At 49.3% G+C, this 25,519-nt stretch carries 25 protein-coding genes and 1 pseudogene; 2 read left to right on the top strand and 24 right to left on the bottom strand.

Going from position 1 to position 25,519, the window contains the following annotated elements:
- From ACVBDQ_RS13210 to ACVBDQ_RS13170, 9 genes and pseudogenes are all read right to left on the bottom strand, one after another.
- Entirely contained in the window at positions 1-1,140 is a 1,140-nt protein-coding gene (locus ACVBDQ_RS13210) for a glycosyltransferase family 4 protein (RefSeq protein ID WP_446663260.1), read from the bottom strand.
- Between the two features lie 46 nt (positions 1,141-1,186).
- Positions 1,187-2,668, bottom strand: coding sequence for an O-antigen polymerase (locus ACVBDQ_RS13205; RefSeq protein WP_069304554.1), 1,482 nt, complete (start codon positions 2,666-2,668; stop codon positions 1,187-1,189).
- 56 nt (positions 2,669-2,724) lie between these two features.
- Complete coding sequence (locus ACVBDQ_RS13200; RefSeq protein WP_446663259.1) at positions 2,725-3,819, bottom strand: glycosyltransferase; 1,095 nt, start codon at positions 3,817-3,819, stop codon at positions 2,725-2,727.
- 33 nt (positions 3,820-3,852) lie between these two features.
- Positions 3,853-4,860: a glycosyltransferase family 2 protein gene (locus tag ACVBDQ_RS13195; RefSeq protein ID WP_014196925.1), complete on the bottom strand. Its 1,008-nt coding sequence runs from the start codon at positions 4,858-4,860 to the stop codon at positions 3,853-3,855.
- Between the two features lie 46 nt (positions 4,861-4,906).
- Positions 4,907-6,307 carry a flippase gene (locus ACVBDQ_RS13190; RefSeq protein ID WP_014196926.1) on the bottom strand — a complete coding sequence of 467 codons (1,401 nt, stop codon included), beginning with the start codon at positions 6,305-6,307 and terminating at the stop codon, positions 4,907-4,909.
- A 26-nt stretch (positions 6,308-6,333) separates the two neighbouring features.
- A complete protein-coding gene (locus tag ACVBDQ_RS13185) occupies positions 6,334-8,172 on the bottom strand; it encodes a polysaccharide biosynthesis protein (protein WP_446663258.1) in 1,839 nt (612 codons plus the stop codon).
- A gap of 54 nt (positions 8,173-8,226) precedes the next feature.
- Positions 8,227-8,463, bottom strand: a pseudogene (locus tag ACVBDQ_RS13180) (UTP--glucose-1-phosphate uridylyltransferase); the annotation flags it as partial.
- Between the two features lie 126 nt (positions 8,464-8,589).
- A complete protein-coding gene (locus ACVBDQ_RS13175) occupies positions 8,590-9,144 on the bottom strand; it encodes a hypothetical protein (protein ID WP_100659036.1) in 555 nt (184 codons plus the stop codon).
- A 420-nt stretch (positions 9,145-9,564) separates the two neighbouring features.
- Positions 9,565-10,329: a tyrosine-protein phosphatase gene (locus ACVBDQ_RS13170; protein WP_014196930.1), complete on the bottom strand. Its 765-nt coding sequence runs from the start codon at positions 10,327-10,329 to the stop codon at positions 9,565-9,567.
- A gap of 233 nt (positions 10,330-10,562) precedes the next feature.
- Between ACVBDQ_RS13170 and tagU the strand changes: the two genes are divergently transcribed.
- Positions 10,563-11,504, top strand: coding sequence for a polyisoprenyl-teichoic acid--peptidoglycan teichoic acid transferase TagU (tagU, locus tag ACVBDQ_RS13165; protein WP_033026594.1), 942 nt, complete (start codon positions 10,563-10,565; stop codon positions 11,502-11,504).
- Positions 11,505-11,535: 31 nt separating this feature from the next.
- Here tagU and ACVBDQ_RS13160 read toward each other — a convergent pair whose 3' ends face one another.
- From ACVBDQ_RS13160 to spoIIID, 10 genes are all read right to left on the bottom strand, one after another.
- Positions 11,536-12,321: an SGNH/GDSL hydrolase family protein gene (locus ACVBDQ_RS13160; protein WP_014196933.1), complete on the bottom strand. Its 786-nt coding sequence runs from the start codon at positions 12,319-12,321 to the stop codon at positions 11,536-11,538.
- Between the two features lie 59 nt (positions 12,322-12,380).
- Entirely contained in the window at positions 12,381-13,079 is a 699-nt protein-coding gene (locus ACVBDQ_RS13155; protein ID WP_014196934.1) for a CpsD/CapB family tyrosine-protein kinase, read from the bottom strand.
- Positions 13,069-13,812 (bottom strand): YveK family protein, encoded by a 744-nt coding sequence (locus ACVBDQ_RS13150; RefSeq protein ID WP_013146583.1) that lies wholly within the window; start codon positions 13,810-13,812, stop codon positions 13,069-13,071. The genes ACVBDQ_RS13155 and ACVBDQ_RS13150 overlap by 11 nt, the downstream gene beginning before the upstream one ends.
- 149 nt (positions 13,813-13,961) lie before the next feature.
- Positions 13,962-14,330, bottom strand: a complete 369-nt coding sequence (locus ACVBDQ_RS13145) for a hypothetical protein (RefSeq protein WP_144329654.1) — start codon at positions 14,328-14,330, stop codon at positions 13,962-13,964.
- Positions 14,331-14,471: 141 nt separating this feature from the next.
- Positions 14,472-14,909, bottom strand: a complete 438-nt coding sequence (gene fabZ / locus ACVBDQ_RS13140; protein WP_023633276.1) for a 3-hydroxyacyl-ACP dehydratase FabZ — start codon at positions 14,907-14,909, stop codon at positions 14,472-14,474.
- A 33-nt stretch (positions 14,910-14,942) separates the two neighbouring features.
- Entirely contained in the window at positions 14,943-15,284 is a 342-nt protein-coding gene (locus ACVBDQ_RS13135) for a DNA-directed RNA polymerase subunit beta (RefSeq protein ID WP_023633277.1), read from the bottom strand.
- An 11-nt stretch (positions 15,285-15,295) separates the two neighbouring features.
- Positions 15,296-16,117, bottom strand: coding sequence for a flagellar hook-basal body protein (locus ACVBDQ_RS13130; protein ID WP_033026599.1), 822 nt, complete (start codon positions 16,115-16,117; stop codon positions 15,296-15,298).
- Between the two features lie 18 nt (positions 16,118-16,135).
- A complete protein-coding gene (locus tag ACVBDQ_RS13125) occupies positions 16,136-16,966 on the bottom strand; it encodes a flagellar hook-basal body protein (protein ID WP_434411333.1) in 831 nt (276 codons plus the stop codon).
- Between the two features lie 340 nt (positions 16,967-17,306).
- A complete protein-coding gene (mreB, locus tag ACVBDQ_RS13120) occupies positions 17,307-18,308 on the bottom strand; it encodes a rod shape-determining protein (protein WP_011232800.1) in 1,002 nt (333 codons plus the stop codon).
- A 103-nt stretch (positions 18,309-18,411) separates the two neighbouring features.
- Entirely contained in the window at positions 18,412-18,675 is a 264-nt protein-coding gene (gene spoIIID, locus ACVBDQ_RS13115) for a sporulation transcriptional regulator SpoIIID (protein ID WP_011232801.1), read from the bottom strand.
- Positions 18,676-18,985: 310 nt separating this feature from the next.
- Here spoIIID and ACVBDQ_RS13110 point away from each other — a divergent pair, with 310 nt between their 5' ends.
- Positions 18,986-19,495: a BsuPI-related putative proteinase inhibitor gene (locus ACVBDQ_RS13110; protein WP_011232802.1), complete on the top strand. Its 510-nt coding sequence runs from the start codon at positions 18,986-18,988 to the stop codon at positions 19,493-19,495.
- A 210-nt stretch (positions 19,496-19,705) separates the two neighbouring features.
- On the opposite strand, the gene ACVBDQ_RS13105 is transcribed toward ACVBDQ_RS13110, so the two are convergent.
- From ACVBDQ_RS13105 to spoIID, 5 genes are all read right to left on the bottom strand, one after another.
- Positions 19,706-20,239, bottom strand: coding sequence for a chromate transporter (locus ACVBDQ_RS13105; protein WP_011232803.1), 534 nt, complete (start codon positions 20,237-20,239; stop codon positions 19,706-19,708).
- Positions 20,236-20,817: a chromate transporter gene (locus ACVBDQ_RS13100; RefSeq protein ID WP_011232804.1), complete on the bottom strand. Its 582-nt coding sequence runs from the start codon at positions 20,815-20,817 to the stop codon at positions 20,236-20,238. Before ACVBDQ_RS13100 ends, ACVBDQ_RS13105 begins: the two co-directional genes overlap by 4 nt.
- Positions 20,818-20,842: 25 nt before the next feature.
- Complete coding sequence (locus tag ACVBDQ_RS13095) at positions 20,843-22,447, bottom strand: gamma-glutamyltransferase family protein (protein WP_446663257.1); 1,605 nt, start codon at positions 22,445-22,447, stop codon at positions 20,843-20,845.
- Positions 22,448-22,863: 416 nt separating this feature from the next.
- The gene (locus tag ACVBDQ_RS13090; RefSeq protein WP_021321921.1) at positions 22,864-23,751 is read right to left on the bottom strand and encodes a M23 family metallopeptidase; all 888 of its coding nucleotides are present in this window, start codon (positions 23,749-23,751) and stop codon (positions 22,864-22,866) included.
- A gap of 188 nt (positions 23,752-23,939) precedes the next feature.
- On the bottom strand, positions 23,940-24,971 hold the full coding sequence (gene spoIID, locus ACVBDQ_RS13085; protein ID WP_011232807.1) for a stage II sporulation protein D: 1,032 nt from the start codon (positions 24,969-24,971) through the stop codon (positions 23,940-23,942).
- Positions 24,972-25,519 lie beyond the last annotated feature (548 nt).

Here is a 25,519-nt window from a genome sequence, read left to right as displayed (position 1 = left end):
TTATTTTCTCGATAACAGGGACTGATAAATACTCTCGTACTTCTCCACTACTAAATCCAACGCAAAATGCGCCTCCACCCGCTGCCTTGCCTTCTTGCCCAATTGTTTGCGCTCTTCAGCTGAAAGGCTGAGACACCGTATGATGGCATCCGCAAGAGCTTGAGGATTTTCAGGAGGAACGACAAATCCCGTATCTCCGACAATGTATGCAGAATCCCCGACGTCTGTCGTGACGCAAGGGACTTCACAAGCCATGGCCTCGCCCAATACGATCGGAAACGCCTCTCCCGCTTTTGAAGAAGAAACATACACGTCAAACTGGGGCATTAACGTATGAATGTCATTTCTTCTCCCCAACAAATGGACATGTTTGTCGATTCCTTCCTGCCTGATAAGAGCTGACAATGTTTCATTTTCGTGCGTGATCCCATCTCCACATAACACAAAATGGACATTAGGGAGTTGTTCCACCACGAATCTTGCCGCTTTGATTAAATTAGGATGATCCTTTTGACCATGCCAACGCGCCGCATGGCCGACCAACAAACAATCATCCCCTAAGAAAAGCTCCTTCAATAAGGATTTAGAATGACGGTTCGGTTGAAACAATCCTAGATCGAAGCCGTTGGGGATGACCATCATTTTTTCCCTGCTATACCCTAATTGTTCATGACATTGCAATGAAGCATGGGAACAACATATGATTTTGCTAGATAAACGAGACAATAAACCGCACAATTTCGCAACAGCAATCGTTTGTCTTTTCTCGATCTTTGGATCCAAGTTGCTGTGATGAATCCCCCAGACAATATTCTTTACGCCTGCCAATCTCCCGGCCAACAACCCCATCAAGTTGGCATGATACATCCACGTTTGCAACACGTCGGGCTTTTCTTTTTTTAATATTTTAGCCAATTTGAATAAAAAGAAAGGGTTGGGGATTCCCCTTTTCATCCCTAACCCAATGACTGGAATGCCTAATTCTTTGATTTTTTCCCCTACCGGACCGACATCGGTTAACGAAATCACGGAAACCTCGAACTTGTTACGGTCGGTTTTGGATAACAACCGGTACAGCATCATCTCTGCACCGCCGGTGTTGAGGCCGGTGATGAGGTGGATTAACTTTATGCTTTTCATTTTCTTACACTCATTCCTTTTTACAAATGGTAAAATCGTATATCAATCACGTAATCCGTCTTTTCTTCTTATAAAACCGGTTGTTTAATACAATATGAATAAAGAATACAGAGAAAAATAAAATAAACAAATTAATTACAGACTCCTGCACAACAGAAGAAAAATTTATCCTGTTTAGGTTAAAAGCCTGAGGCATTAGCGAACCCACAATCATAATCCAATAGCCATTAGCTCTATGCTTAATTTCTGATATTTTTCTAAACAAAAGTGATAATAATAAAAATACGATAAAAACACCTGCTACACCAAAATTCACGTATGCTTCAGCTATCGGACTAAACCCCCATCCGATAATAGAGCTCCTAAACGGATAATAAACATCGTGAATATAATTCGCAAAATCTTGCGCAATGGTAAGAGGTTTTTCACCTGGATATAAACTTCTAGGCAATATATTAGGTATAGACATCACATACGAGTAACCATACAAGGTGGAAAAACCAAATTTTAAGTGCCAAAGCAGAGTAAAATAAGGACCAGCAGCCTCGTTCGATACAGGCAATAGCCATTCTACATTAAAGTCTTTTTGCACTTTGTTGACCAAGTCACTAATTGAAGCCTCACCATTTAAAATCAGAGGAATCATATATCTAACTTGTTGAAACACGGAAAATAAAACATATAATAGTATCAAGGAGAAAAGCACTCTTTTTATATTTATTTTTTTACCATAAAAATATATAGTAAAGAAAATCAAAAACGAGTAGAGCAAAAAACGCCGATCTCCTTGTATAATTAACAATGTGCACCAAGCCGCTAAAAGAACCATTAAAATAATACTTTTAAAGCTTTTTATGCTCAGTCTTCGAAGACTAAACGCTATTAAAGCTAACCCAGTAAAGATAAAAGAGGAGTAAGGTAAATTCCCCCTACTTTGAGAGAGTAAATCCATTCTAACTCCCCGGTCTAGTTTCAATGCATAAAAAAATCCTCCTATTCTATTGTAATCAAAGAATAAAAGAACGATACCTATCACAAATAGCAAAACCCCACTTACATAATATACATTGTTACCTGAGTTAAACAAAATTTTTTCTATTTCATATCTTTTTTCATTACTCTGCTTAAAGATGGTTTCTCCGACTAATAACCCTGAACACGCTAGAAACACTAATAAACTGGCCTTAATATATATATCAGCTTCAAAACTAATAGGATATTGGGTCTTAACTAAACCTTGTTGACTAAAACTAACGCCAACATTTAGTAGTAAAAAAACGTTGTATACTATAAAAAATCCGGAAAATATGAATCCAAAGTCCATAATATCAGCGGTTTTCTTTAATCTCTGTCTCATATAAAGTAATAGGATGGAACCATTGATACAACTCAATAAGGTAATAATAATCCCTTTTCCAAATACTCCTTCATTTATATACCCGACTAATACGGAAAAAAGACCTATTATACTTGATAATACAATTAACAAAACAGTTTTCAAATACCGATAAGTATCTATATTAAGCATAATTGTATGCTATCCTCCAATAGGTAATAAAGCTCTCGAGAATTTATGTAATCTGATTACATAAAAAGTTTAAAGTAATTTTTAAATACCTCAATATCAGTAAATAATTTATAGCTATGATTACTATACTTTCCTTTTTTATACTCTAATTTCTTTAAAATTTCTTTAGCTAGTCCCTTTTCATCTCCTACCCTTACCAAGCGACCATACTTTCCATTCTCTAATATCTCTCTCGGCCCACTCGGACAATCTGTAGATATTACATTTGCTCCACAAGCTAAGGCTTCTACCAAAACAGTAGGCAATCCTTCCCATTTAGAAGAAAGAACAAATACTGAACAACGTTTCATATATGCATACGGATTCTGCACAAACCCTATGATGTCCACATCCTGCTCTAATCCCATATCCTTTACTAAATTTAACAACTCTTCCCGCTTTTCGCCATCGCCCAAAATCACTAATTTCGCTTCCTTTTGTTTTCGTACATGATAAAAGGCTTTTATAAGCGTAGGGTAATCTTTAGCTTCTGTCAATCGCCCGACAGCTAAAATGACTGGATGTTGCTTATTTTTAAACCAAGGATGATCCACTTCCTCATTCGCTTTTTGAAATAAATCATCCGTGACGATTGGGTTATAAATCACTTCAATTTTTGATCGAGGAAAGTTTAATGTTTTCGATAAATCATCCGCTACACCGTTAGACACCGCAATGACATGATCAGCCATTGGATAGAAGAGTTTCATGAAAAAAGGCATGAGTTTCGTGCGAAAATTTGCAGGATGCAACAAGGAGCGGCTTAACGTACTATGTTCCGTAACGAAAATCCTCGTTTTGGACAAAGAGGCTTTTGCAGCCAAAATCGCGATAATGTTGGCATGATTTAACGCGGATATTAAAGCAAACGGCTTGTTCTTGCGCAAATACTTCGCTAATGGGAATAGACTCAAAGCGACGCGCGATGCGTTTAAATTGACAATACGAATATCACTTGGGATTTGGGACAGGTAAGGCCCTTCTGCTTGGGCCAAAACCATGTCTACTTGAAAGTTGTTTTTGGCAAATGCTTTCGCTAAGTTCACCATTACCCTCTCGGTTCCCCCGCCGCGGAGGGAGGGGAGGAAAAGCGCAATACGATGCCGATTCATATCAATAAAGCTCCTTCACCTAAAAAATATTGTTTAAACGGAGTGCCCCCATAACAAACTTTTTAACTGCTTAACACTTGCTTTTACTACTCCAATAGCCAACCCAAGGAAGTAATTGATTGTATATAATTCATTTAACAATCTATTTACATGGCTCTGTTCTTTTAAAAATTCTAATATATAACGATTGCCTAAATACCTATCTCTTTCCCTTCTCCATTTTCTATAAAAATCCCTATGAATGGAACTTAAATTAACAGATGATATTACTCTAAAATAATACGTATGCATATATTTTAAATATAAAAACTCATCCTTATATTTTCTGTAGAGATTACTTCGTTTCAAAAAACTTTCAATTTCATCAAACACCTTGTAAATATCATACATACTCGATTTGTAGGAGTGCATTGCACTATTTTCCCTCTGTATATAATGCAAAAAAGATTTCTCTATTTTAATCACTTTTTTAGCCTGTAGCATTAAAAAAAAGTTAATCAATAGATCCTCTCCAACCCTGATTCCCTCAACATATCCAATATTATAGTTAGTAAATAAATCCCTCCTGTACAATTTAGTCCAAACACTAGCTTTAATATTCCCAAGAAAGAAATCTTTAATCGGTTCTTCATTTATTAACCTTCCGTCTATAAAAGGCAGAAGAGTTCCATTATCATAATCAATATATGCATTCGCAATAACAACATCTGCCCGATTCTTTTCAGCAACTTCATACATTTCCTCTAAGGCGTTTTGTTCAATCCAGTCATCCGCATCTATTTGATAAATATACTTTCCTGTGGCTTGGAACAATCCGCGATTTCTTGCTGCTGAAACTCCTCTATTTTCAGAGTCAATTACCTTTATTCTATTATCGAAATTTGCAAACTTCAGAATAATATCTAATGTATCATCAGTCGAACCATCATTAACCACAATGATTTCAATATCTTCTAGGGATTGGTTAGATACAGAAGTTAAACATCTTTCAATATAATTTTGCACATTATAGGCAGGAATAATTACACTAACTTTAGGCAATAGTGAACACTCCTTAATGTCTTTCAACAGCATAGCACTGCATTAATCATTCATTTTTATACGATTTCAAGTACAACCGCAACTCTCTATCTAATACTAAGACTAGGGAAATAAATATTAAGACAAAGAGTATGCTCCCAATCAATGGATCAATATAACTTTTAAACAGATTGCCCATAAAGAAAACAGTCAACAGAATAACCAAATTATATATAAATCCCTTCCACAATATTAGAAAACCATACTTTTTATTAAATAACAATAACCCAATTAGTAAGAAAAATTCCGTAATAACAACAGCAATAGCACTCCCTAACGAATGCAGAGCCTCTCCTAGATAATAGTTGCTCAAGACAGCTACTATCGACACAATAAACATTACTAGTGTCCTTTTCTTTTGTTGACCCTTGGTCGTTAATGAATCAGCAAGTGGATAACTAATTGATTGCAACAAAACTACAATGCAAATGATCGAGAGCAAAGACGAAATTTCCCCCCAATGTAGGCCAAATAAAATATTTACCCACCAATCTGAATACAGTAAAAATGGGATAACCATACATCCACCTAATAAAGTCATGATCTTTAATTCTATAGTCGTCATTTGTAAATGTTTGTCATATTCTTTGTTTGTCCCATATTTAAACAAAACGGGATAAAAGGCTGCCGCCACTATACCCGGTACTTGATAGAGCATAGAAGGAATTCGATATGCGGCAGAAAAATAGCCAACTTGTTTGAAATCAGAAACCTTTTCCAAAATAATTAATGGGATCTGGGGCAATATCATGATTAACAGCCCGCCTACTGTAAAACTCAAGAGGTCGTTCAATAAATTTGTCTCCCATCCTCTTAACAAGGAGACCCTCTGCAATAATAGAAAAAAGCTAAATAATCCTCCAAGTAAACTAGAAAAACCATAGATACCCGCCAACAATAATAAATGCCATTTAAAAATTAAACCTAGAATCAAAGTAGTTGCTGTTATTAGTCCCGACACCGCTCTAATAAGAGCTGTATAATGCATTTGTTGCAAAGCTTGGAAATACACAGCCCCTATCCCCTGCATGGCGCCCCCTACTATAGTGGGATAAACCATTAAATAAATTGTTTTTTTAACATACAGATCTTTATATAATAATTCAACTACTACATAAAGGACGATAGAAACAGCAATAACAAAAATGACTCTAAGCTTAAAATGACCTCCTACCAGCTTTCCTAGATCGTTTACATCACTTTTTGTCGCCTCTCTGATAAAGGTGTGCGACAAACCCATATCAGTAAAATACCCTGCGATATTAGATATGGCTAACGCTAGGCTAAGTATTCCATAATCATTGGCCCCTAAATATCTAGCAACCATAATGGTTGTTAAAGCTGAAAATAAACGCAAAATTACATTGCTGATAAACAAGTAGGTCGCATTTTTTAAAATTAGATTCATAAGTCATTCACTAGCCCGCTTTAATATTATAATGATGATAGATCCACAATATTCACCATCGGATTTACCACAACCCGCCCATTTGCAATCCCCACTACCGTCTCCCTTACCTCTTCCTCACTCATTCCTTCAAACCGTTCCATAAAGTCGCGGAGGATGGCTTCGTCCACCGCCGTCGCCTTCCCAATATGGATTTTCGGAAACACCTGCTCTGGATGAACTTCGTTTTCGTTAAGCAGTTCTTCAAACAATTTTTCGCCAGGACGGATGCCTGTAAATTCGATGCCGATTTCTTCGACGGTATATCCGGATAGTTTAATCAAGTTTTTCGCGAGATCGACGATTTTGACTGGTTCGCCCATATCTAAGACGAAGATTTCGCCGCCTTTAGCGAGCGCGCCGGCTTGGATGACGAGCTGAGATGCTTCCGGGATCGTCATAAAATAGCGCGTCATATCCGGATGGGTGACAGTGACAGGCCCACCTGCTTGAATTTGCTTTTTAAATAACGGAATAACGCTACCGCGGCTTCCCAAGACGTTTCCGAAACGAACGGCGACAAATTTCGTCTTACTCTGCTTGTCCAGTTGTTGAATAATCATTTCTGCAAAGCGTTTTGTCGCTCCCATCACATTGGTTGGGTTGACGGCTTTGTCAGTCGAAATGAGTACAAAAGTTTGGACACCAAACGTATCGGCTGCTTCGGCGACGTTTTTCGTGCCGAAAATGTTGTTTTTGACCGCTTCTTTCGGGTTGTATTCCATTAACGGAACGTGTTTGTGCGCCGCTGCGTGATAGACGACATCCGGCTTATGTTCTTCCATCACTTCAAACATGCGCTCGCGGTCTTGAATGTCGCCAATGACTGGGACAATGTCGATTTGGTCTTTATAGTGATTGCGCAGTTCCATGTCGATTTGATAAATGCTGTTTTCGCCGTGTCCAAGCAGGATGATTTTTTTCGGACGAAACTGGCATACTTGCCGGCAGATTTCCGATCCGATCGAACCGCCGGCGCCCGTGACTAAAATGACTTTGTTTTCGATGTAGCTGGAGATGCTTTCGATATCGAGTTCGACCGGTTCCCGTCCAAGCAAGTCTTCCACTTGCACATCGCGGAATTGGCTGACAGATACTTTCCCTGTTACAATGTCCTCGAGTCTCGGAATGATTTGTGTTTTTGCTTTCGTTTTCGCGCATTGCTCAAAAATGCGATTCAGTTCCTTTTTTGTCAACGACGGAATCGCAATAATAATGTGCTCAATGCGCAACGCTCGAACAACATCTTCAATGTCTTTTGTCGTTCCGACAACCGGAATGTTGAAAAACTGCAGTTTTTGCTTGTTCAGATCATCGTCAATAAAGGCAATCGGTCTCAGCTCCGCATCCGGATTGTTCACTAACTGCCGCGCGACCATCATTCCTGCGGATCCCGCTCCGATAATCAGCGTCCGCCGTTTATTCGCGTTTGGTGTTATGTAACGGTCGCGGAACACTCTCCAGACAAAGCGCGAACCACCGATGAGAATAATATGGATCATCCACGTAATCATTAACGCGCGGACGTAAATATCTTGAAAGACCACAAACTGAACAACCGACGTTGTGATAATCGAAAAGGTGACTGCCTTGATAATCGCCGTTAATTCGCCAATGCTTGCGTACTCCCATGCCTTATGGTACAAACGGTATGTAAATGCAAAAAAATGATGGCTAACAAGCAGCGTCAACGCCGATAAAAGAACCGATTTATACTTCCATATTTGTATTTCTGGATGAAGCGTAAACAAGCTGACGTAAATCGCCGTTAACACGATTAATGAGTCCAATATTATTAAAAACGTTAATCGTTTTCGATATGCCAACGCACTGCGTCTCCCTTCGTATAATAGATAACGAGCCATGTTCGCCATGGCTCGTTATGATGCATTCGTATTTTGTTTTGTTTCCGCAATAATTTTCTCCATAAATGCGAGTAAATCGTCTCTTAATTCATCGTATTGCAACGCAAACTCAATCGTCGTCTTAATAAATCCGAGCTTTTCGCCGACGTCGTAGCGCTTTCCTTCGAATTCGTAGGCGAAGACGCGCTGGATTTCGTTGAGCTTTTGAATCGCGTCGGTGAGCTGGATTTCGCCGCCGAGACCATCGCTTTGCGCACTTTTTTCAATTGATGGAACCCCCTATGTATTTTGGCCCATATGCCCCCGCGCATCGGTGCAACGCTGGCTGCGCCGATGCGCCGATGCATATGGGCATAAAAAACAGCCCCTTTTTGGGACTTAGTTTGGCATTTTTGATTTCAGATTTAAAATCTCTTTTTCATGATCGATCAGTTTGTCGAACATCACATCGGATCGGCGCTGCAAGTACGAGACGGTGACATCGACGGATTTTCTTATGCTGGTGACATCGTTTAAAATGAGTGCTTGATTGTGTTTGGAAACGCGCAGCTCTTCGAGGATTCGTTCTTGCGTCTGCTTCATGCCGGCCATCTCGTTTTCTAATGTTTGTTGGCCTTGTTGCAGCTGAGTGATGTCTTTTTGGATTTGGGAAACCGTCGTTTCCAATGTTCGTTGACCTTCTTGCAGTTGGGCGACATCACGCTGCAACGCCTTCTGCCCTTCTTGGAGCTGGGCAACATCCTTTTGAATTTGGGAAACCGTGGTTTCTAATGTCCGTTGACCTTCTTGCAGTTGGGTGACTTCCTTCTGAAGCTGGGATACGTCTTGGCGAATGTGTCCGACTGTGCCTTCCAACCGCTCAAGCCTGTCGTGGACTGGTTTCAGTTCTTCTTGCAAGACGGAACGAAGCAATTCTTTCAGCTCTTGGCTCATGGCTTCACCTCCTTGCTCTGATTATAGCATGGCCAGTGAAGCACATAGAAACAAAATAAGTTAGATCGGGCATCTAACCCGCCCTCACGCCACACCCTCGACGACGGGCGTCTAAGGTGCCAGGACCGTCATCGTCCCCACCCACGGCATGGCCGAGTGCCTCCATTGATAACGGTAAGGAGACATCACCGAACGAAACGGCATCAACGAAGAAAACGGCCTGTCTTTAAGACAAAGAAGCCGCCGCTATGAATCTCTTGCTGCGCGAGCCAAACTGTCTTAAAGAAAGAGCCGCCGCTATTGGATGTCGGTCGACATCATTCTGAATCGTTCTACAAGAAACAAGCCATGTTTCGACAACGAACGGGCAAAAGAAAAGAAGTATTTCTAAATTATTTTATATCATACTGCCAACTATTTCTAAAAGAGGCCAAGGAACTTTTTCTTTTTCACCCGCTGTGGTTCGTCGCGGAACACGGCTTGGCCGCGAACGAGCAGCTCGGCGTTCTCTTGGAAGTAGTACACCATGTCTGTCCCGTATTCTTTCCGGATCACCTCGTACGCCTCGCGGAGGCGAAACGGCCGCGTTTTCGTGTTGTGGGCGTCCGAGGCGATGAAATGGGCCAAGTTCGCTTCGATCAGCTGAAACGAGAACGTTTTGATTTTCTTGCCGAAATGGCCCGTAATGCTTGATGCCGTCAGCTGGGCCAAGGCGCCGCGTTTGACGAGCTGGTAAAGCCGCTCGGGGGTTTCGATGATCTCGGCGTTTCGCTCCGGATGGGCGATGATCGGGATAAACCCTTTCACTTGGGCATCAAAGAGGAGTTGCTCCGCATACTTCGGCACATGATCGGGCGGAAATTCGATCAACATGTATGATGTATCGGCAAGCGTCATCACCTCGCCTCGGGCAAGGCCGTCAAGCAAGTCGCCGTGGATGCGCACTTCTTGGCCTGGAAGCACGTTCAAGGCGATGCCGCGCCGTTTCAATTCGTCATTTAGTTCCGCCGCCAAGGAAAGGACGGCTGGTCTTGGGTTGTCATGCGTTCCATTTTGATGATGGGGAGTGGCGATGATCGTTGTAATCCCCTCCTTGGCTGCGGCTTGCGCCATGGCGATGGCGTTCTCCATCGCCGCCGCTCCGTCGTCAACGCCAGGCAAAATATGGCTATGAATGTCGATCATCGTCCACTCCTCCTTTTTTCGCTCTACTAAACACCTATTATGGTAACATAGGAAAAACAGGCTATCAATGGGTGAGGTTTGTCGAACATTGTCGAAATGGAAGGCAAATTCCACTGATTAGGGGGCAAGCTGGAACGCCCGCCAATGCGGCTGTCAGTTGTCTTCTTTTCGAAAACGGTCTATAATCGAAATGGTATGCACGAAAATTTCTGAATGGAAAAGGAAGAGTGCCCATGAGAGCAGAACGTCGAAAAAAGAAGAAAACATGGCTCCGCTGGGTGACGGGATTGCTCGTCGTGTTATTCGCTGGAGCAGGAATATTCGCCTATTCCATTTATCATCATGTGAAACAGACGGCGAACCAAATGCACGAGAACGTCAACTGGAAGTCGGAGAAGCGGAAAGAAAACGTTTCGTTTGAACGGAAGACGCCGATTTCCATTTTGTTGATCGGCGTCGATGAACGGAAAGGGGATAAAGGACGCGCCGATACGCTCATCGTCATGACGGTGAATCCAAACAAGCAGTCGATTGACATGGTGAGCGTGCCGCGCGATACGAGAACGGAGATTATCGGAAAAGGGACGAAAGATAAAATCAACCACTCGTACGCCTTTGGCGGAGTGGAGATGACGATGGCGACGGTGGAACACTTTTTAGATATTCCCATTGACTACTACATTAAGGTCAACATGGAAAGCTTCCGCGACATCGTCGATGCGGTCGGCGGAGTGACGGTGAACAACCCGTTCGCGTTTACGTATGAAGGAACGCACTTCCCGAAAGGCGAGATTACGTTGAACGGGGACGAGGCGCTGAAATACTCCCGCATGCGGAAAGAGGACCCGCGCGGCGATTTCGGGCGCCAGGACCGGCAAAAGCAGATCATTCAAGCGATTATTGAGAAAGGCGCCAGCTTCTCGTCGCTCACGAATTACAGCGATGTGCTCGCAGCGATCGGGAAAAACGTGAAAACGAACTTGACGTTTGAGGAAATGAAAGAAATTCAAGCGAATTACAAAGACGCCCGCAAGCACATTAAGCAGCTGCATATTACGGGACAAGGGACGAAAATCAATGGCATTTATTACTTGATCGTGCCAGAGAGCGAACGGCTGGCGATTTCGAATGAGTTGAAAGAGCATCTGGAGCTGAAAGCGACGGCGGCGAAGTAAATGAGACGCGCACCTTAAGAGGTGCGCGTTTTCATTGGGCGATGAAGCGCTTGGCGAGCGCATCGGCCCAAAGCGCGGCTCCTTCCTCGGTCGGCAAGTCGGTTTGCGGGTCGACGTAGCGGTTCAGCTCTTCGCTTTGATCGTCAGGCCAGGCGTGCCAATGGTTGAGGTAAGGATAGCCGTTCTCTTTCGCGAACGCTTCAAGCTGCTCGACTTGGCGCGGGTAGTAGGTCGCGTTGTAAATCGGGTTCGGCGGCTGCAAGATCACGACCGCATTCGGGGCCGCCGATTTGAGCTCGTCGATGATCGATTTGATATGGGCAAGAGTGTCGTCGATCGTCACGACACCGTTGTCGTTTAACAAAAACGGTTCAAGCAGGACAAGATCCGGCTTGTCCTTGGCCCAGTCGGCGGCGATGCGCTGTCGGTCGGCGTCGGCGGTGGTCAAGCCGTCGTATTCGTGGACGGTGATGTGAAACACGCCTTTCCCGTAGGCGTCATCGAGCGCTTGTTTCAACCGCTCAGGCCAGCCGCCGTTCTCTGGCGTTGATTCGGAGCCGGCGATGACGAGGCGGATCGGACGGTGTTCCTCCACCGCCCGCTTGATGGCAGCTTGCGCGGCCGCTGGCAGCTGCTTGGCGCGGGCGAGGATCACTTCCGTTTGGCTCGTCTCCGTTTCTTGCTTGGCGGATGTTTCGACTTTCGCCCGCGCCGCTTGCACCGTGGCTTCGATTTTTCGCTCCCAGTACAAGTGACCGGTGATCAGAAAGGCAAGGCAAGCGGCGGTGAGCAAAAGGATGAAGACGAAGTTTCTCAACGGTTCTCTCCCCTTTTCTCTATCAGAACGGCTTCCCGCGGTCGGGAAGCCGTTTGTGGTTACTTGTATTGATAGTAGTAATAGTACCCGCCGTCACGGTGCTTCCGCTTGTTCAAGACAACGCCGAGCAGTTTGGCGTTGGCCGCTTCGAGCAGTTCTTTCGCCTTGACCGCCGCTTCGATTTCGGTGCCGCCGCTTTCGATGACCAGCACCGTGCCGTCGCATTGGTTGGCTAAAATTTGTGCATCCGTCACGGCGAGGACGGGCGGGGTATCGAAGATGACAAGATCAAACGTCTCATACAACTGTTCGAGGCATTGCGCCATCGCGTTCGAGCTGAGGAGCTCGGCAGGGTTCGGCGGAATCGGGCCAGACGTTAAGATTGATAAGTGGTCGATTTCGGTCGCTTGACACGTCGGCAAAAGCGGCGCCGAGCCCGTCAAGACGTTGGTCAATCCCTTGTAGTTGTTTAAGCGGAACGTGTAATGGACGGTCGGCTTGCGCAAGTCGGCATCAATGAGCAATGTCTTTTTCCCTTGTTGAGCGAAGACGACAGCCAAGTTCGCCGCGGTGGTCGATTTTCCCTCGCCAGGGCCGGTTGACGTGACAATTAGGGAGCGGAGCGGCGCATCAATGAATGAAAATTGGATATTCGTTCGGATCGTTCGGTATTGCTCCGCGATGGGGGATTTTGGGTTGTCGACCGTGATCAGTCTCCGCTCCGCTTTGCGGATCGATGTTGCTGGTTTACGAGCCAATGGTTTCACCTCTTGTTTGTGGAATGGCGGATTCGCGTCTCGCTTTTTGGCCGCCTTCCGCCGTGATTAAACTGACCGCGCCGAGCACCGGCAGGCCGAGATGTTTTTCGACGTCTTCTTCCGTTTTGATCGTGTTGTCCAAATACTCAAGCAGGAAGGCAAGTCCGACGCCAGTCATGAGGCCGACGACGAAGGCGATGGCCATATTGAGAAGCGGCTTCGGCTTGACCGGGGCTTGATGTTCTTTCACTTCCGCTTTCGAGAGAATGGTGACGTTGTCGATGTTCATGATTTTGACGATTTCGTTTTTGAACACTTCCGCCGTTTTGTTGGCGATCTTGGCCGCCATAGCTGGATCTGGGTCTTGGACGGTGACAGAGAACACTTGTGAGTCTTTTTCGCTTGAGACTTGAATTTGTTCGTTCAGTTCGTCAAGCGTCCGGTCAAGGTGGAGCTCGTCTTTCACTTTTTCCAAAATCGTCGGGCTTTTAATGATGACGCTGTACGTGTTAATGAGCTGCACGTTCGTTTGGATTTCGTTGAAGTTGTAGAGCTGCTGCTCGGATTTCGCCTGGTTGACGAGAATTTGCGTCGACGCCTCGTAAATCGGCGTCAATATAAAGTAGCTGACCACACCGCTTACAACGGTAGCAAGCGCGGTGATCAGGACGATGAGCCAAAGCCGTTTGCGCAATGTATCGAACAGCTCGCGCAGGCTGATTGTTTCTTCCATTGTGTCCCCCCCTATGATTCTCCTGTCCGCATTTTTCGACAATCGATGGACATCCCCATTATAGCGGATATCAACAGACATATCTAGCCGAAATCGGTACTAATTTTGGCCAAATGAAAAGGCCGCCCGACAGGCAGCCTTTGTTTGCGCTATTCGTCTTTATTGTCTTTGTCATTTGCATCCCGCGGATCTTCAATCGGGTCTTCGCGGTCCGGAACCGTATCGCGCTCATCGTCGCCCGGTCCGTTGTTCGTGTCGTCTCCCGGCGGGAGTTGATTGTTTTGGTTGTCGTTCAAATCGGTATCGCGGTTGTCCGGGATGCCGTCATTGTCTTTGTCGTTGTCGACGTTATCGTTTTGGTTGATGTCATCAGCCGGGTTCATGTCTTGGTCGTTGACATCGTTTTGGTTGTTTGGCGGCGGAGGATTGTTGTTGTCGCGGTTCATATTGCATCCAGCCGCTAAAAAGAGGGCGACAAGGGCGCTGAACAGCCGGATCAGCAACGCTTTTTTCTTCATCCTATCTGCTCCTTTCTATTGGTTGTGGTGACCTTATGTAAGGCCGGTCCTTGTTTATCTTTCCCAGAAAGAAACTTTTCATTCGCACGCTATATAGCGCAGCCGACAAAAAAACGCGCTCCCCGAAGGAACGCGTTTTGTTCAGTCAGCTCGTTTGTCGCCAAGAGCGAACATCAACTCCGTTTCGCAGACAAGCTCGCCGTCGACGGTGGCGATGCCTTTGCCTTTGCCGATGGCGCCGCGGGCGCGGAGGATTTCGACTTCCAAGCGGAGCTGGTCGCCCGGCTTGACTTGCTTTTTAAAACGGCAGTTGTCGATGCCGGCGAAGAAGGCGAGGCGGCCCTGGTTTTCCTCGCTCTGCAGGAGGACGACGGCGCCGACTTGGGCGAGCGCTTCGACGATCAACACGCCAGGCATGACCGGGTATTCAGGGAAGTGGCCGGCGAAAAATGATTCGTTGGCGCTCACGTTTTTGATGCCGACGGCGCGCTTGCCTTCTTCGATTTCCAGAATGCGGTCGACAAGCAAAAACGGATAGCGGTGCGGGATGATGGACTGGATTTGCTGGATGTCAAGCATGGACAAACTCCTTTCTCTCGTTTGGCGGCTTCATCAGCCGCGATCCGTTCCTTTCTCGACGATATCGATGATGTGCTTCCACGTGGACGGGCGGAATACATCGAGCGGCTTCCCATCGCCGATGGCGCTGTAGCCGACGACCGCGCCGGCGGCGAGGCTTGCGGCCATCAAGACGATCACGATGATCAGCCGAAGCCAGATCGGGATGAGCCGGGTGCGGACGAACCGGCGCGGCGCGGCCGCTTCCCCTTCCGGCAGAAGGGCTTTGGCTTCCGGTTCGGCGGGAGTCAGCGGGCTCTTTCTTACTCGGCCTTTCCGCCTCGCCATCCGGGAAGACGGCGAGCGCATAGGTTCTTGATGCCTCTCGTCACTCATCGCGATCCTCCTTATGAGGAGCGCATGCCGTTAATCAGCCCGAGCATTTGTTCGGAGATGGAAACGGCGCGGGCGTTGAGCTGATACGCTCGGCTTGTCGCCATCAGGCCGACCATTTCCTCGCCAAGGTCGACGTTCGCTTGTTCGAGCGCGCCTTGCTTGACGCTGATTTGGCCGCGCAAGCTGCCGTTCAGTTCTTCGGCCGCGCCTGGGACGTTGGGAAGCGCATAGACATTGCCGCCGCGGGCTTCCAGAAGCTGCGGACGGCGGATCATGGTGACGCCCAAATTGACGCGGGCGACAACGCGGCCGTCGGTATTGGTTGCCGTCAACGTCCCAGTCGGGGACATCTGTACGTCATGCGCATCGGCGGGAAGCACAATCGGCGCGTTCCTTTCATCAAGCACAAACAGGCCGTCGCTTGTCGTCAAAGCAAGCTGGCCGTTCATGGGCGCAAGCGAAAAGTTGCCGGCGCGGGTGTAGCCGATCGTTTCCGCACCGTTTTGATCGGCCAGACGGACGCGGAACCATTGGTTTTCGTCCGTCAAGGCAAAATCCAGGCGGCGGCCGGTTTCCACCAGCGCACCTTGCTTGGTGATGAGCATCGTCGAAGCGAGACGCGCCCCGTTGCCGTAGCGCACGCCCGCTGGCGTTTGCCGGGGCGCTTCGTCGTTCGGCAGGCGGTCGATTTGTTGGGTCAAGAGCTCGGCAAAGCTCGCTTCGCGCCGTTTAAAGCCGACGGTGTTGCTGTTGGCGATGTTATGGCTGATCGTATCGAGCCGCTGTTGCAAGGCATTCATCGTGTTGGCGGCGGTGAGCATCGAACGGAGCACGGGCTTGTCCCCCTTTCATCATTTCAGGCGGCCGACTTCGTTGACGGCCTTGTCCAAGCTGCGGTCGTACGCTTGGACGATTTTTTGGTTTGCTTCAAATGCGCGGTAGGCAGCGAGCAAATCGGTCATCGTCCGCTCAATGTCGACGTTCGACCGCTCGAGAAAACGCTGTTTCACCGTATACGTCACATTGCCGGGCGCCTGCGGCAACGGCCCTGTCGTGCTGCGGAATAAGCCGTTTCCTTCCTTGACCAACGTTTGCGGATTGGCGGCGAATGCAACGCCGAGACGGGTGGCCGTCCCATTCTCATCGATGATCGTTCCATCGTCGCGGACGGCAAACCGCTCGCTTGAGAGCGGAATGCGCTCGCCATTGGCATCAAGCACATACCAGCCCTCTTGCGTCGTCAAGTAGCCGTCCGGGCTCAAGGCGAAATGACCGTTTCTTGTGTAGCGGACCTCCCCTTGACCGTTGGCGACGGCAAAAAACAGCGCGCCTCGCTGGCCGCTCGCCCGGTCGACGGGGACTTGTCCGTCCACAAGGGCGATATCGGTCGCCAAGCCGGTTTCTTTCACATCCCCTTGGCGGAAGTTCGGGATGAGTTCTTGCATATAGACGCCCGTAACGAGCGGCCCAATGACGGTTTGCGTCGGGATGGCGCGCCTTGAGGCGGTCGGGATCGGTTGATCCTCGAGGCGGCTCATCAACAGTTCCGGAAACGCTCTCATCGCGGCCGCATCGGCTTTGTATCCCGGCGTTTCGGCGTTCGCCAAATTGTTCGTCAACCAATCCACGCGCCGCTCTTGCGCCAACATGCCGCTCGCGGCGGTGTACAACCCTCTCAACATGACCAGCACCTCGCTTGTCCGATCGATCAGAAAAAGCCGCGGCCGCTCTTTGGGCAGCGGCGGATGGGGTGTTCCCTATGGTCAAGCGGGCGGCGCGTTGCCCTGCCGCTCCGCTCCTTTCCATTCCATCTTTCATTATAAGCGGGCAAGGGCAGCCGCGGCATCCCCCGCCATTCCTTTTTTGCCCGCCTCGCTTGTCCCGGCGGCGGTTGTATCCATTTTGATCAAGCCATGAGAAAAACGTCCTTCCAAAGCGGTCTGCGCCTGAATGACGCAAAAGGTTGACTCTATAAGGTTGATCCAGATGAACCATCTCTTGGCCAAAGGGCATGACGGCTTTTTAAATCAATTGCGATTTTGGCGCCCGATCGATGTTTTCCAGCATAATCCCGGTGCCAAGAGCGACGCAGTCCATCGGATTCTCCGCGACGAACACCGGAAGCTTCAGCTCTTCTGACAGCAATAAATCGATGCCATGAAGCAATGCACCGCCACCCGTTAAAATGACGCCGCGGTCGATAATATCCGCCGACAATTCCGGCGGGGTGCGCTCGAGCACGCTTTTGGCGGCTTGTACAATCAACGACACCGGCTCGCGAAGCGCCCGTTCGATCTCCTCCGATCGAACGGTGATCGTGCGCGGCAGTCCGGTGACGAGATCGCGGCCGCGGACGTCGATTTCTTCGGACCGTGCGCCTGGGAATACCGTTGCGACCTTAATCTTGATTTCCTCGGCCGTTCGCTCCCCAATGAGCAGCTTATATTCGCGCTTGATGTAGTTTAAAATCTCCATATCAAACTTGTCCCCGGCCATTTTAATGGAAGAGGCGGTGACGATGTCTCCCATCGAGAGAACCGCGACGTCAGTCGTGCCACCGCCAATATCAACGACCATGTTTCCGCACGGCTGAAAAATGTCCATTCCGGCGCCAATGGCTGCGACTTTCGGCTCTTCCTCCAAGTACACTTTTTTGCCGCCGCTTTTTTCCGCTGCCTCTTTGATCGCTTTCCGTTCCACGGATGTTGTGTTCGTCGGGCAACAAATCAAAATGCGCGGTTTGGCGAAAAAGCCTTTTAGGTCGAGCTTGCTTAAGAAATGCTTCAGCATGGCTTCGGTAATGTCAAAATCCGCGATGACGCCGTCTTTGAGCGGCCGAATGGCAACAATATTCCCAGGAGTACGTCCGACCATTCGTCGTGCTTCTTCGCCCACTGCCAGCACTTTGTTCGTGTGTTTATCGATCGCCACGACGGACGGCTCATTGAGCACGATGCCTTTGCCTTTGACGAAAATGAGGACGTTCGCCGTGCCTAGGTCAATGCCGATATCTCGTGAGAACATACATGCTCCTCCTTGCCTCTGCCCTAAAATCATTCCTAATTGTTTATTCTACCATATTTGCCTCCCGGAATGATACTGCAAACGGCAGATGGCAAGGAAAAAGTCAGTTGTTTTTCACCGTCTGCTTTTTATACTTTTTCTTCGTTGCTTCCCCGCCGCGCAAATGGCGGATCGATTTATGGTAATCGAGAATTTGTTTGACTTCTTGGGCCAGTTCCGGGTTGATTTCCGGCAGCCGCTCGGTCAAGTCTTTATGCACGGTGCTTTTGGATACGCCAAATTCTTTCGCAATGACGCGAACGGTTTTCCTTGTCTCCACGATATACTTGCCAATCTTGATCGTACGCTCTTTGATGTAATCGTGCACACCACTCGCCCTCCCTAGGTTGGATGTGAGAAGTGAGAAGTGTGAAATGAGACTCGTCTTGCCAATGATGGGCGCCGCTTTCGTTGGATGTCTTAGAAGCGTCTTCATCGCGTCGCTTGCCGGTTGTGAACGATCCCCACCTCAACCACTCTCATTGCTGTTCAATTTGTAACATTTTATTAGACAAATCGGGCATATATACCAGAAATATCAAGGCGGACAACGGTTTTTTCACAATTTTTTTGCGGTTTGTAACGAGAGCGAAATGGGAAACGACTATATTATAAAGAGGTAAAAAGGAGGCACCGACATGGGCAAAGGAAAAGTGATCGGCATCGCCGCGGCGTTAGCAGGGGTAGCGGCAGCGAGCGCACTGCTCGTGCATGTCAATGCTGACGAACGGCCGCAAGCGAAAGACGATTTGCTTGCCCCAGCGCCATCAGGCAAACCGGCGCCCGCGGGCGGAAAAGGCATCATCGCCGGGACGCTTGAGCCATCGCTGACATATGAAAAACAAAACGGGGCATACGTGTTTACCTTCACGGTGAAAAACCAAACCGAACGCGTGCAAACGGTGACGTTTACGAGCTCGAAAAAGTATGACTACGTTTTATACCGCGATGGACAAAAGATGAAGCAGTTCAGCGAAGGGAAGATGTTTGCGCAAATTTATGAGGAACGGCCGTTAAAACAGGGGGAAGAGCTGTCGTTTCAGGAAACGTTCCGCGACCTAGAACCGGGGACGTATACGCTTGAGTGGTGGCTCGCTGATCCAAACTGGCCGAACGCGCGGGCGAAGGCGACATTTACGGTCGAGTGAAGGCGCTGCCGGTTTGCCTTCGCGGCTGTTGCCGCGCTCGCCATCCGGCGTCTAAATTAGGAAAACGCTCCTGTCCCGAGCGCTTTTTGCGGCCTTTTCCAACAGGAATTTCTGCATCGATGTTCTTTCTTGCCCGCACTGCCACAAAAAGAGGGATGCTCACCCATGGATGAAGCATCCCGTTGCAGCGCCGAAAAGATTTTCCCTGCATTACGACAAAAAGAAAGCCCCATACACAAGCGCCAAGACGATGACGTACGCTGGGTGGATGCGCCATTTGCCCAGCAGCAAAAAAGCGCTCGCGGCGGTGAGAAACGCCGTTTGGCCGAGCCCGGCCCCTTCGTACGATTCGCGGAAAAGGTCGATCGCCATAATCCCGAGCATCACGGCGATCGCTGGGCGGATGTAGGCGGTGAGCCGCTTCACTTGCGGCGCGTCTTTCCATTTGTACAAGAGCCCAAGCAGCGCCAACAGCAAAACGAGCGACGGAGCGACGCTGGCAAACACTCCGATGGCAGCGCCAAGGACGCCGGCTTGTTCGTATCCGATATAACCTGCCATTTTCGTCGCAATGGGGCCGGGAAGAGAGTTGCCAAGCGCCAGCACCTCGCTGAATTCGTTGACCGTCATCCAGCCGTAGCGGTCAACGACCTCGTGCTCGATGAGTGGGATGGAAGCCGGGCCGCCGCCGTAGCCGAGAATGCCGGGCCAAAAAAAGGCGAGAAACAGCTGCCAGTAGATCATGACGACGCCCTCCTTTCTCCGCCTTTGTCTCTATCCACCGCCTTCGGCTTGCTTCGGCCGACAAACGCGGCCGCAAGCAACACTGCGACCACAAGCGCCGGATGAAGGCCGAGCCACTGCAAGGCCAAAAAGCAGGCAAGAAGGAGCAGGGCGGCCGGCCGCCAGCCGAGGGCGGCGCGCGCCTGTTTGGCGAACTGCCACGTCATCTCGGCAAGCATGACGGCCACGACCGGCACGACCGCTTTGGTCATCCCAGCGACCCATGGTGTGTCTTTAAACGAGGATAAGGCGGCCAACAGCACGATCATCAACACGACCGTCGGGGCCGTCGTCGCCAACACGGCGTTCACTAAACCGAGCGCGCCGCCGACACGGTAGCCGATATAGCCGGCAAGCTTCGTGGCGATCGGGCCGGGCAAAGCATTGGCGATGGCCAGAATTTCAGCGAATTCTTCATCCGCCATCCAGCGGTATTTCGCCACCACTTCAGCGCGCACAAGCGGGATCGAAGACGGGCCGCCCCCATATCCAAGCATGCCGACGCGGAAAAAAGCGAGAAACAAATGCCACTGGTTCATCGAAGTCATCCCTTTATCGTGAGTCTCACCAAGCGGCGACCGCCCCGTCCGTGCGCGGCTCCGTCCCGGCGGCAAGCACGCCGGTGTCAGGATCGCGCCAAATGATTTGTCCGCGGCCGAACGGACCTCCGTCTAAGGCAAAGCGAATGTCATGCCCTTTGCGTGCGAGCGCTTCGGCGATATGGCGCGGGAAGTGCGGCTCGACGAGCACCGTTTTTCCTTCCATCCACTGCCAGCGGGGAGCATCGAGCGCCGCTTGCGGGTTTAAGTCAAAATCGATGGTGTTCATGATCACTTGCAAATGCCCTTGCGGCTGCATAAATCCACCCATGACGCCGAACGGGCCGACCGGCGTGCCGCCTTTGGTCAAAAAGCCGGGGATGATCGTATGGTACGGCTTTTTCCGCGGCGCCAACCCGTTCGGATGGTGTTCATCGAAGACAAAGTTATGGCCGCGGTTGTGCAGGGCGATGCCCGTGCCTGGGACGACGAGGCCGGAGCCGAAACCCATGTAATTGCTTTGAATATAGGACACCATATTCCCTTCGCCGTCGGCGGCGGCCAAATAGACCGTGCCGCCTTTGGGCGGCGTCCCCGGCTCCGGCGTGAGCGCCTCTGCGCCGATTTGCGCCCGGCGCATCGCGGCAAACGACCCCGACAACAGCTCGTCTGGGCTGCAGCTCATATAACGGCGGTCGGCGATGTACGCTTTGCCATCGGCAAAGGCCAGCTTCATCGCCTCGATTTGCCGGTGGTGCGTCTCGACATCCGGGACGCTTGGCACGTCAAACCCGCTCATGATGTTGAGCGCCATCAACGCGACAAGTCCCTGCCCGTTCGGCGGAATTTCCCACACTTCATAGCCACGGTAGGAGACGGAGATCGGCTCGACCCATTCCGGTTCGTACTCGGCGAGGTCGTCCGCCGCCAAAAAGCCGCCGTATTGCTTCGAGAAGGCGGCGATTTTTTCCGCCAGCTCGCCGCGGTAAAAGCTTTCCGCCTCCGTTTCGGCAATGGAGCGGAGCGTCGCCGCATGGTCCGGAGACGCCCACACTTCCCCGATCTTCGGCGCGCGGCCGCCCGGCGCAAACGTCGCAAACCACGAGGCGAACTCCGGCGCGTTCAGCGCTTCTTTGTACACCCGATAAGCGTTCGCCCAGTATTTGCCCAGCACCGGCGATACTGGGTAGCCGTTTTCCGCATAGGCGATCGCCGGAGCGAGCGTTTCGGCAAGCGGCAGGCGGCCGAAGCGCTTCGCCAGCGCCGCCCACGCCGCCGGCGCGCCCGGCACGGTCACCGGGGCAAAACCGTACTTCGGCATCTCCGTATAGCCGCGCTCTTTCAACGCTTCGATCGAGATCGCTTTTGGCGCATAGCCGCTCGCATTCAGCCCGTACAGTTTCCCATTCGTCCAGACGAGAGCGAACGCATCGCCGCCGATGCCGTTCGACGTCGGTTCGACAACCGTTAAGCAAGCAGCCGCAGCGATCGCCGCATCGATGGCATTGCCGCCTTTTTTCAACACCTCAAGCCCCGCCTGCGCCGCGAGCGGCTGCGATGTCGCAACAACGCCGTTTTTGGCGAACACCGTCACTCGCTGCGATGGGTATGGGTGGTATAGGTAGTCCATGGCCACGATCCCCTTTCTTTCGTTAAGTGAAGAATAAAACGTTTCACAAACGAAACTGTTTCCGTTTTCATTTATTTTAAAGGAAAGAGGGGGTTATTTCCATCCTTGTTCCCAAAAAATGAAAGAATATTCAAATCATAATTTTTGGCGGTTCATCACCGAAAGATGTACTGAACTTTTAGACACAAACATAACATCGTCCCTCCCGATCGAACAAAAAATAGCCATGACTTTTTGGGCACCTATCATGAAAAACGTTTTTTATCTTATGGTGAAGAGCTTTTTTGGCTGCCGTTTTTCCCACGTCTGACTTTAGAAGCGGCAAAGCAAAAAGACCCGCCCGCTTGTCTTGTCTTGGCAAACGGACAGGCCTTTTCGTCGCGTTTTTCGTTTCCTCTTGCTCGACGCCTTGTCGATTACGCTCTTGCCATGCCGATCGAGGCGTCTGGCGTTTTGTAGGATGAAGCGTCGTTGTTTTCGTCTTGATTGTTGTCGCTTGGCGTCGTCGAATGGTCGTCAGCCGATGGTTGTTCATTCGCTGGGTTTTCGTCTGTCGGCGCTGTTTCGTCACTTGGCATCAATTCTTTTTCTTTGCTCGTGGCGGCGCGATCGGTTCCCGTTTTGTCTTCCGCTTTGTCAGTCAAAGCCGTCAACGGTTTGTCGACATAGTCGATCGGGTTGACCGCCCGGCCGTCTTTGCGAATTTCAAAGTGGACGTGGATGCCGGCTTCTTTGTTGAATTCGCTTTGCCCTGCCTTGCCGATCACTTCACCTTGTTTCACCGTGTCGCCGGCTTCGACTTTCACATCAGCGAGCGATTGATAGACGGTCGTGACCCCTTGTTCATGATTGATTTCGACAACATATCCCAAAATCGGGTCTTTTTCCGCTTTCGTCACCGTGCCGCTTAAGGAAGCGGTGACATCAAACGTTTTGCCGTCTTGGCGCACAAGATCGATGCCTTGGTTCGGGTGGTACGTATGATCATAAAAGACGAGGGCTGCTTCCTGTTCTGCTTCCGATGCTTTGTCATCGTAGAATGGCGTTTTCACTTGCACCACATTTGGATCAAGCACCGGCATCGCAATCGTTTCGACCGTTTCATTGACCGGAACAGCCGGATTTTCTTGCTGGGCGGTGCCGTTTTTCGCCACGTTGTCTCTGCCCGTATTCTCCTCTTTGCCCAATTGGAACCAAAGCGCACCAGCGACGATTAATGCGGCAGACGATAAATAGATCGCCGGAAATACCCAACGTTTGCGGAACAGACGCTTCAGCGACGATTGTTTTTGTTCCTCTCTCATGTTCATCACCTCAGCAACCATTTTGAACAGAAAGAGGAAAAGATATACACATAGAAAATAATTTTTTCACTTATTTTTTGACATTCGACTAGATTTTATGCAAAAAAATGAGGGGCGCATGGCGAGGGGCGTCTCCCTGCCGTTTGCCCCGAACATTTGACAGAAAACCGGGGCGGCAGAACCCCGGTTCATCCATTTTTCGCGGTCAATTTGTTTAAAAACGCCGTCGCCGACGAAATATGAACGCCGCGGTAATAATATTTGACGATGTCAGCGTACGTTTTCCCTTCTTTGGCCATAAAGTTGGCTCCGTATTGGCTCATGCCGACGCCATGGCCGTAGCCTTTCGTCGTAATGATGATGTCATCTCCGTTGCGCACCCAGGTGAAATCACTCGACGGCAATCCGAGCCGTTCGCGCACATCGCGGCCCGTAAACGTCTTGCCGCCAATCTTCACTTCGCCGACGCGTCGGCCGGGAGTGCGCGATACAATGACGCCGACTGAGCCGTCAGCGGGCAGTTCGACCCCCAGTCTTCGCTCGAATTCCGCCACTGGCATCGTTTTTCGCTGGTAAAACTTCGGGGATTGTTTGTCCCATGGGCTGGCGACGCTTTTTAAATACGGAAAATCGCTTTGCCAATAGGCTTCCGAATTTTCCGTATAGCCGTTGCTTGTCGAAAAAAACAGCGCCTCGATCGGCTCATTGTTGTATGTCAAAATTTGCCCTTGCGTGTCCATCACCGCTTTTGTCACTTTTTTCATTTTCCAATCGTAGTCGCTGCCCCATAGTTTTCGCAGTTCGTCATCGCTGTAATAGACTTGATGAGCCACCGTGTCGGTCACATTCGCTCCTTTTGGCAGGCGAAACGGCTGGTTGGCGAGCAATTGCTTCACGATGTACGTTCTTGCCGTCAACGCTTGCGCCTTTAATGCCTCGAGTTCAAATTCGGCCGGCATTTCCGCCGCAACGACGCCGATGACGTATTGCTCGAGGGGAATATGTTCGACGCGTTGTTCTTTGCTTCGATAGACCGCCACGTCGATGGACGGTCCTTCGGCTGCCTGCGACCGTTGGACTTGTTCTTGCTTGTGCAGTTGTTCGGCCAATTTGGCCACCTTCCCGTCATAAAATGGAAGAACGAGCGCCGTCGGAATGACGAGGATGGCGACAAACAGCGAGAGAGCGAGCGCCATCACCGGTTTCAGTCGTTTCACCATAGCCGAGCCCCCAATATGCATTTTCCAAGCACAAGCGGACATCGCGAATGAATGCCTGCGTTGGCTTCGGTTCGTTACTATAGTTATGGGCTCGGACAAGTATATATGACAGTTTTCTTTCCAGCCAAAACCTCCATGAGCGCGTTTCGCACTCCGCCTAAAAGGCTGGTGAAAAACAACGGATTCGCTCAGTTTGTGAGAAATCGCAAGGAATGACGCTATGGTGTTGCAAGGTTTTTCCATTTGAGAAACACTGTTGGAGAACAGCATTTCCCCTTAAATCGCCATCCTGCTAAACATGAAGCCGTTGAAAAAAGTCGGTGACTGAATAGGGGGCGATGGAACAAGGGGGTTCTCGAAAGCACATGTTTCACCACCGTCGCGACTTGCTTCGCGCGATGCGATCAAGCTTATGGTGAAATTTCATCCTATTTCGCGCAGGAGACTCCCACTTCAACGACCAAAGGGAGTAAGTGGGAGAGGAATGCGCGTTCCCCCCTTTCTTTTGTGTATGATATAATAAAGGCGTGGAGAAAACCGTTCAATAA

This window comes from Geobacillus sp. CCR, assembly GCF_052906625.1.
The sequence above is the reverse complement of the archived record's forward strand: the minus strand, read 5'-3'. Positions and strand labels throughout refer to the sequence as shown.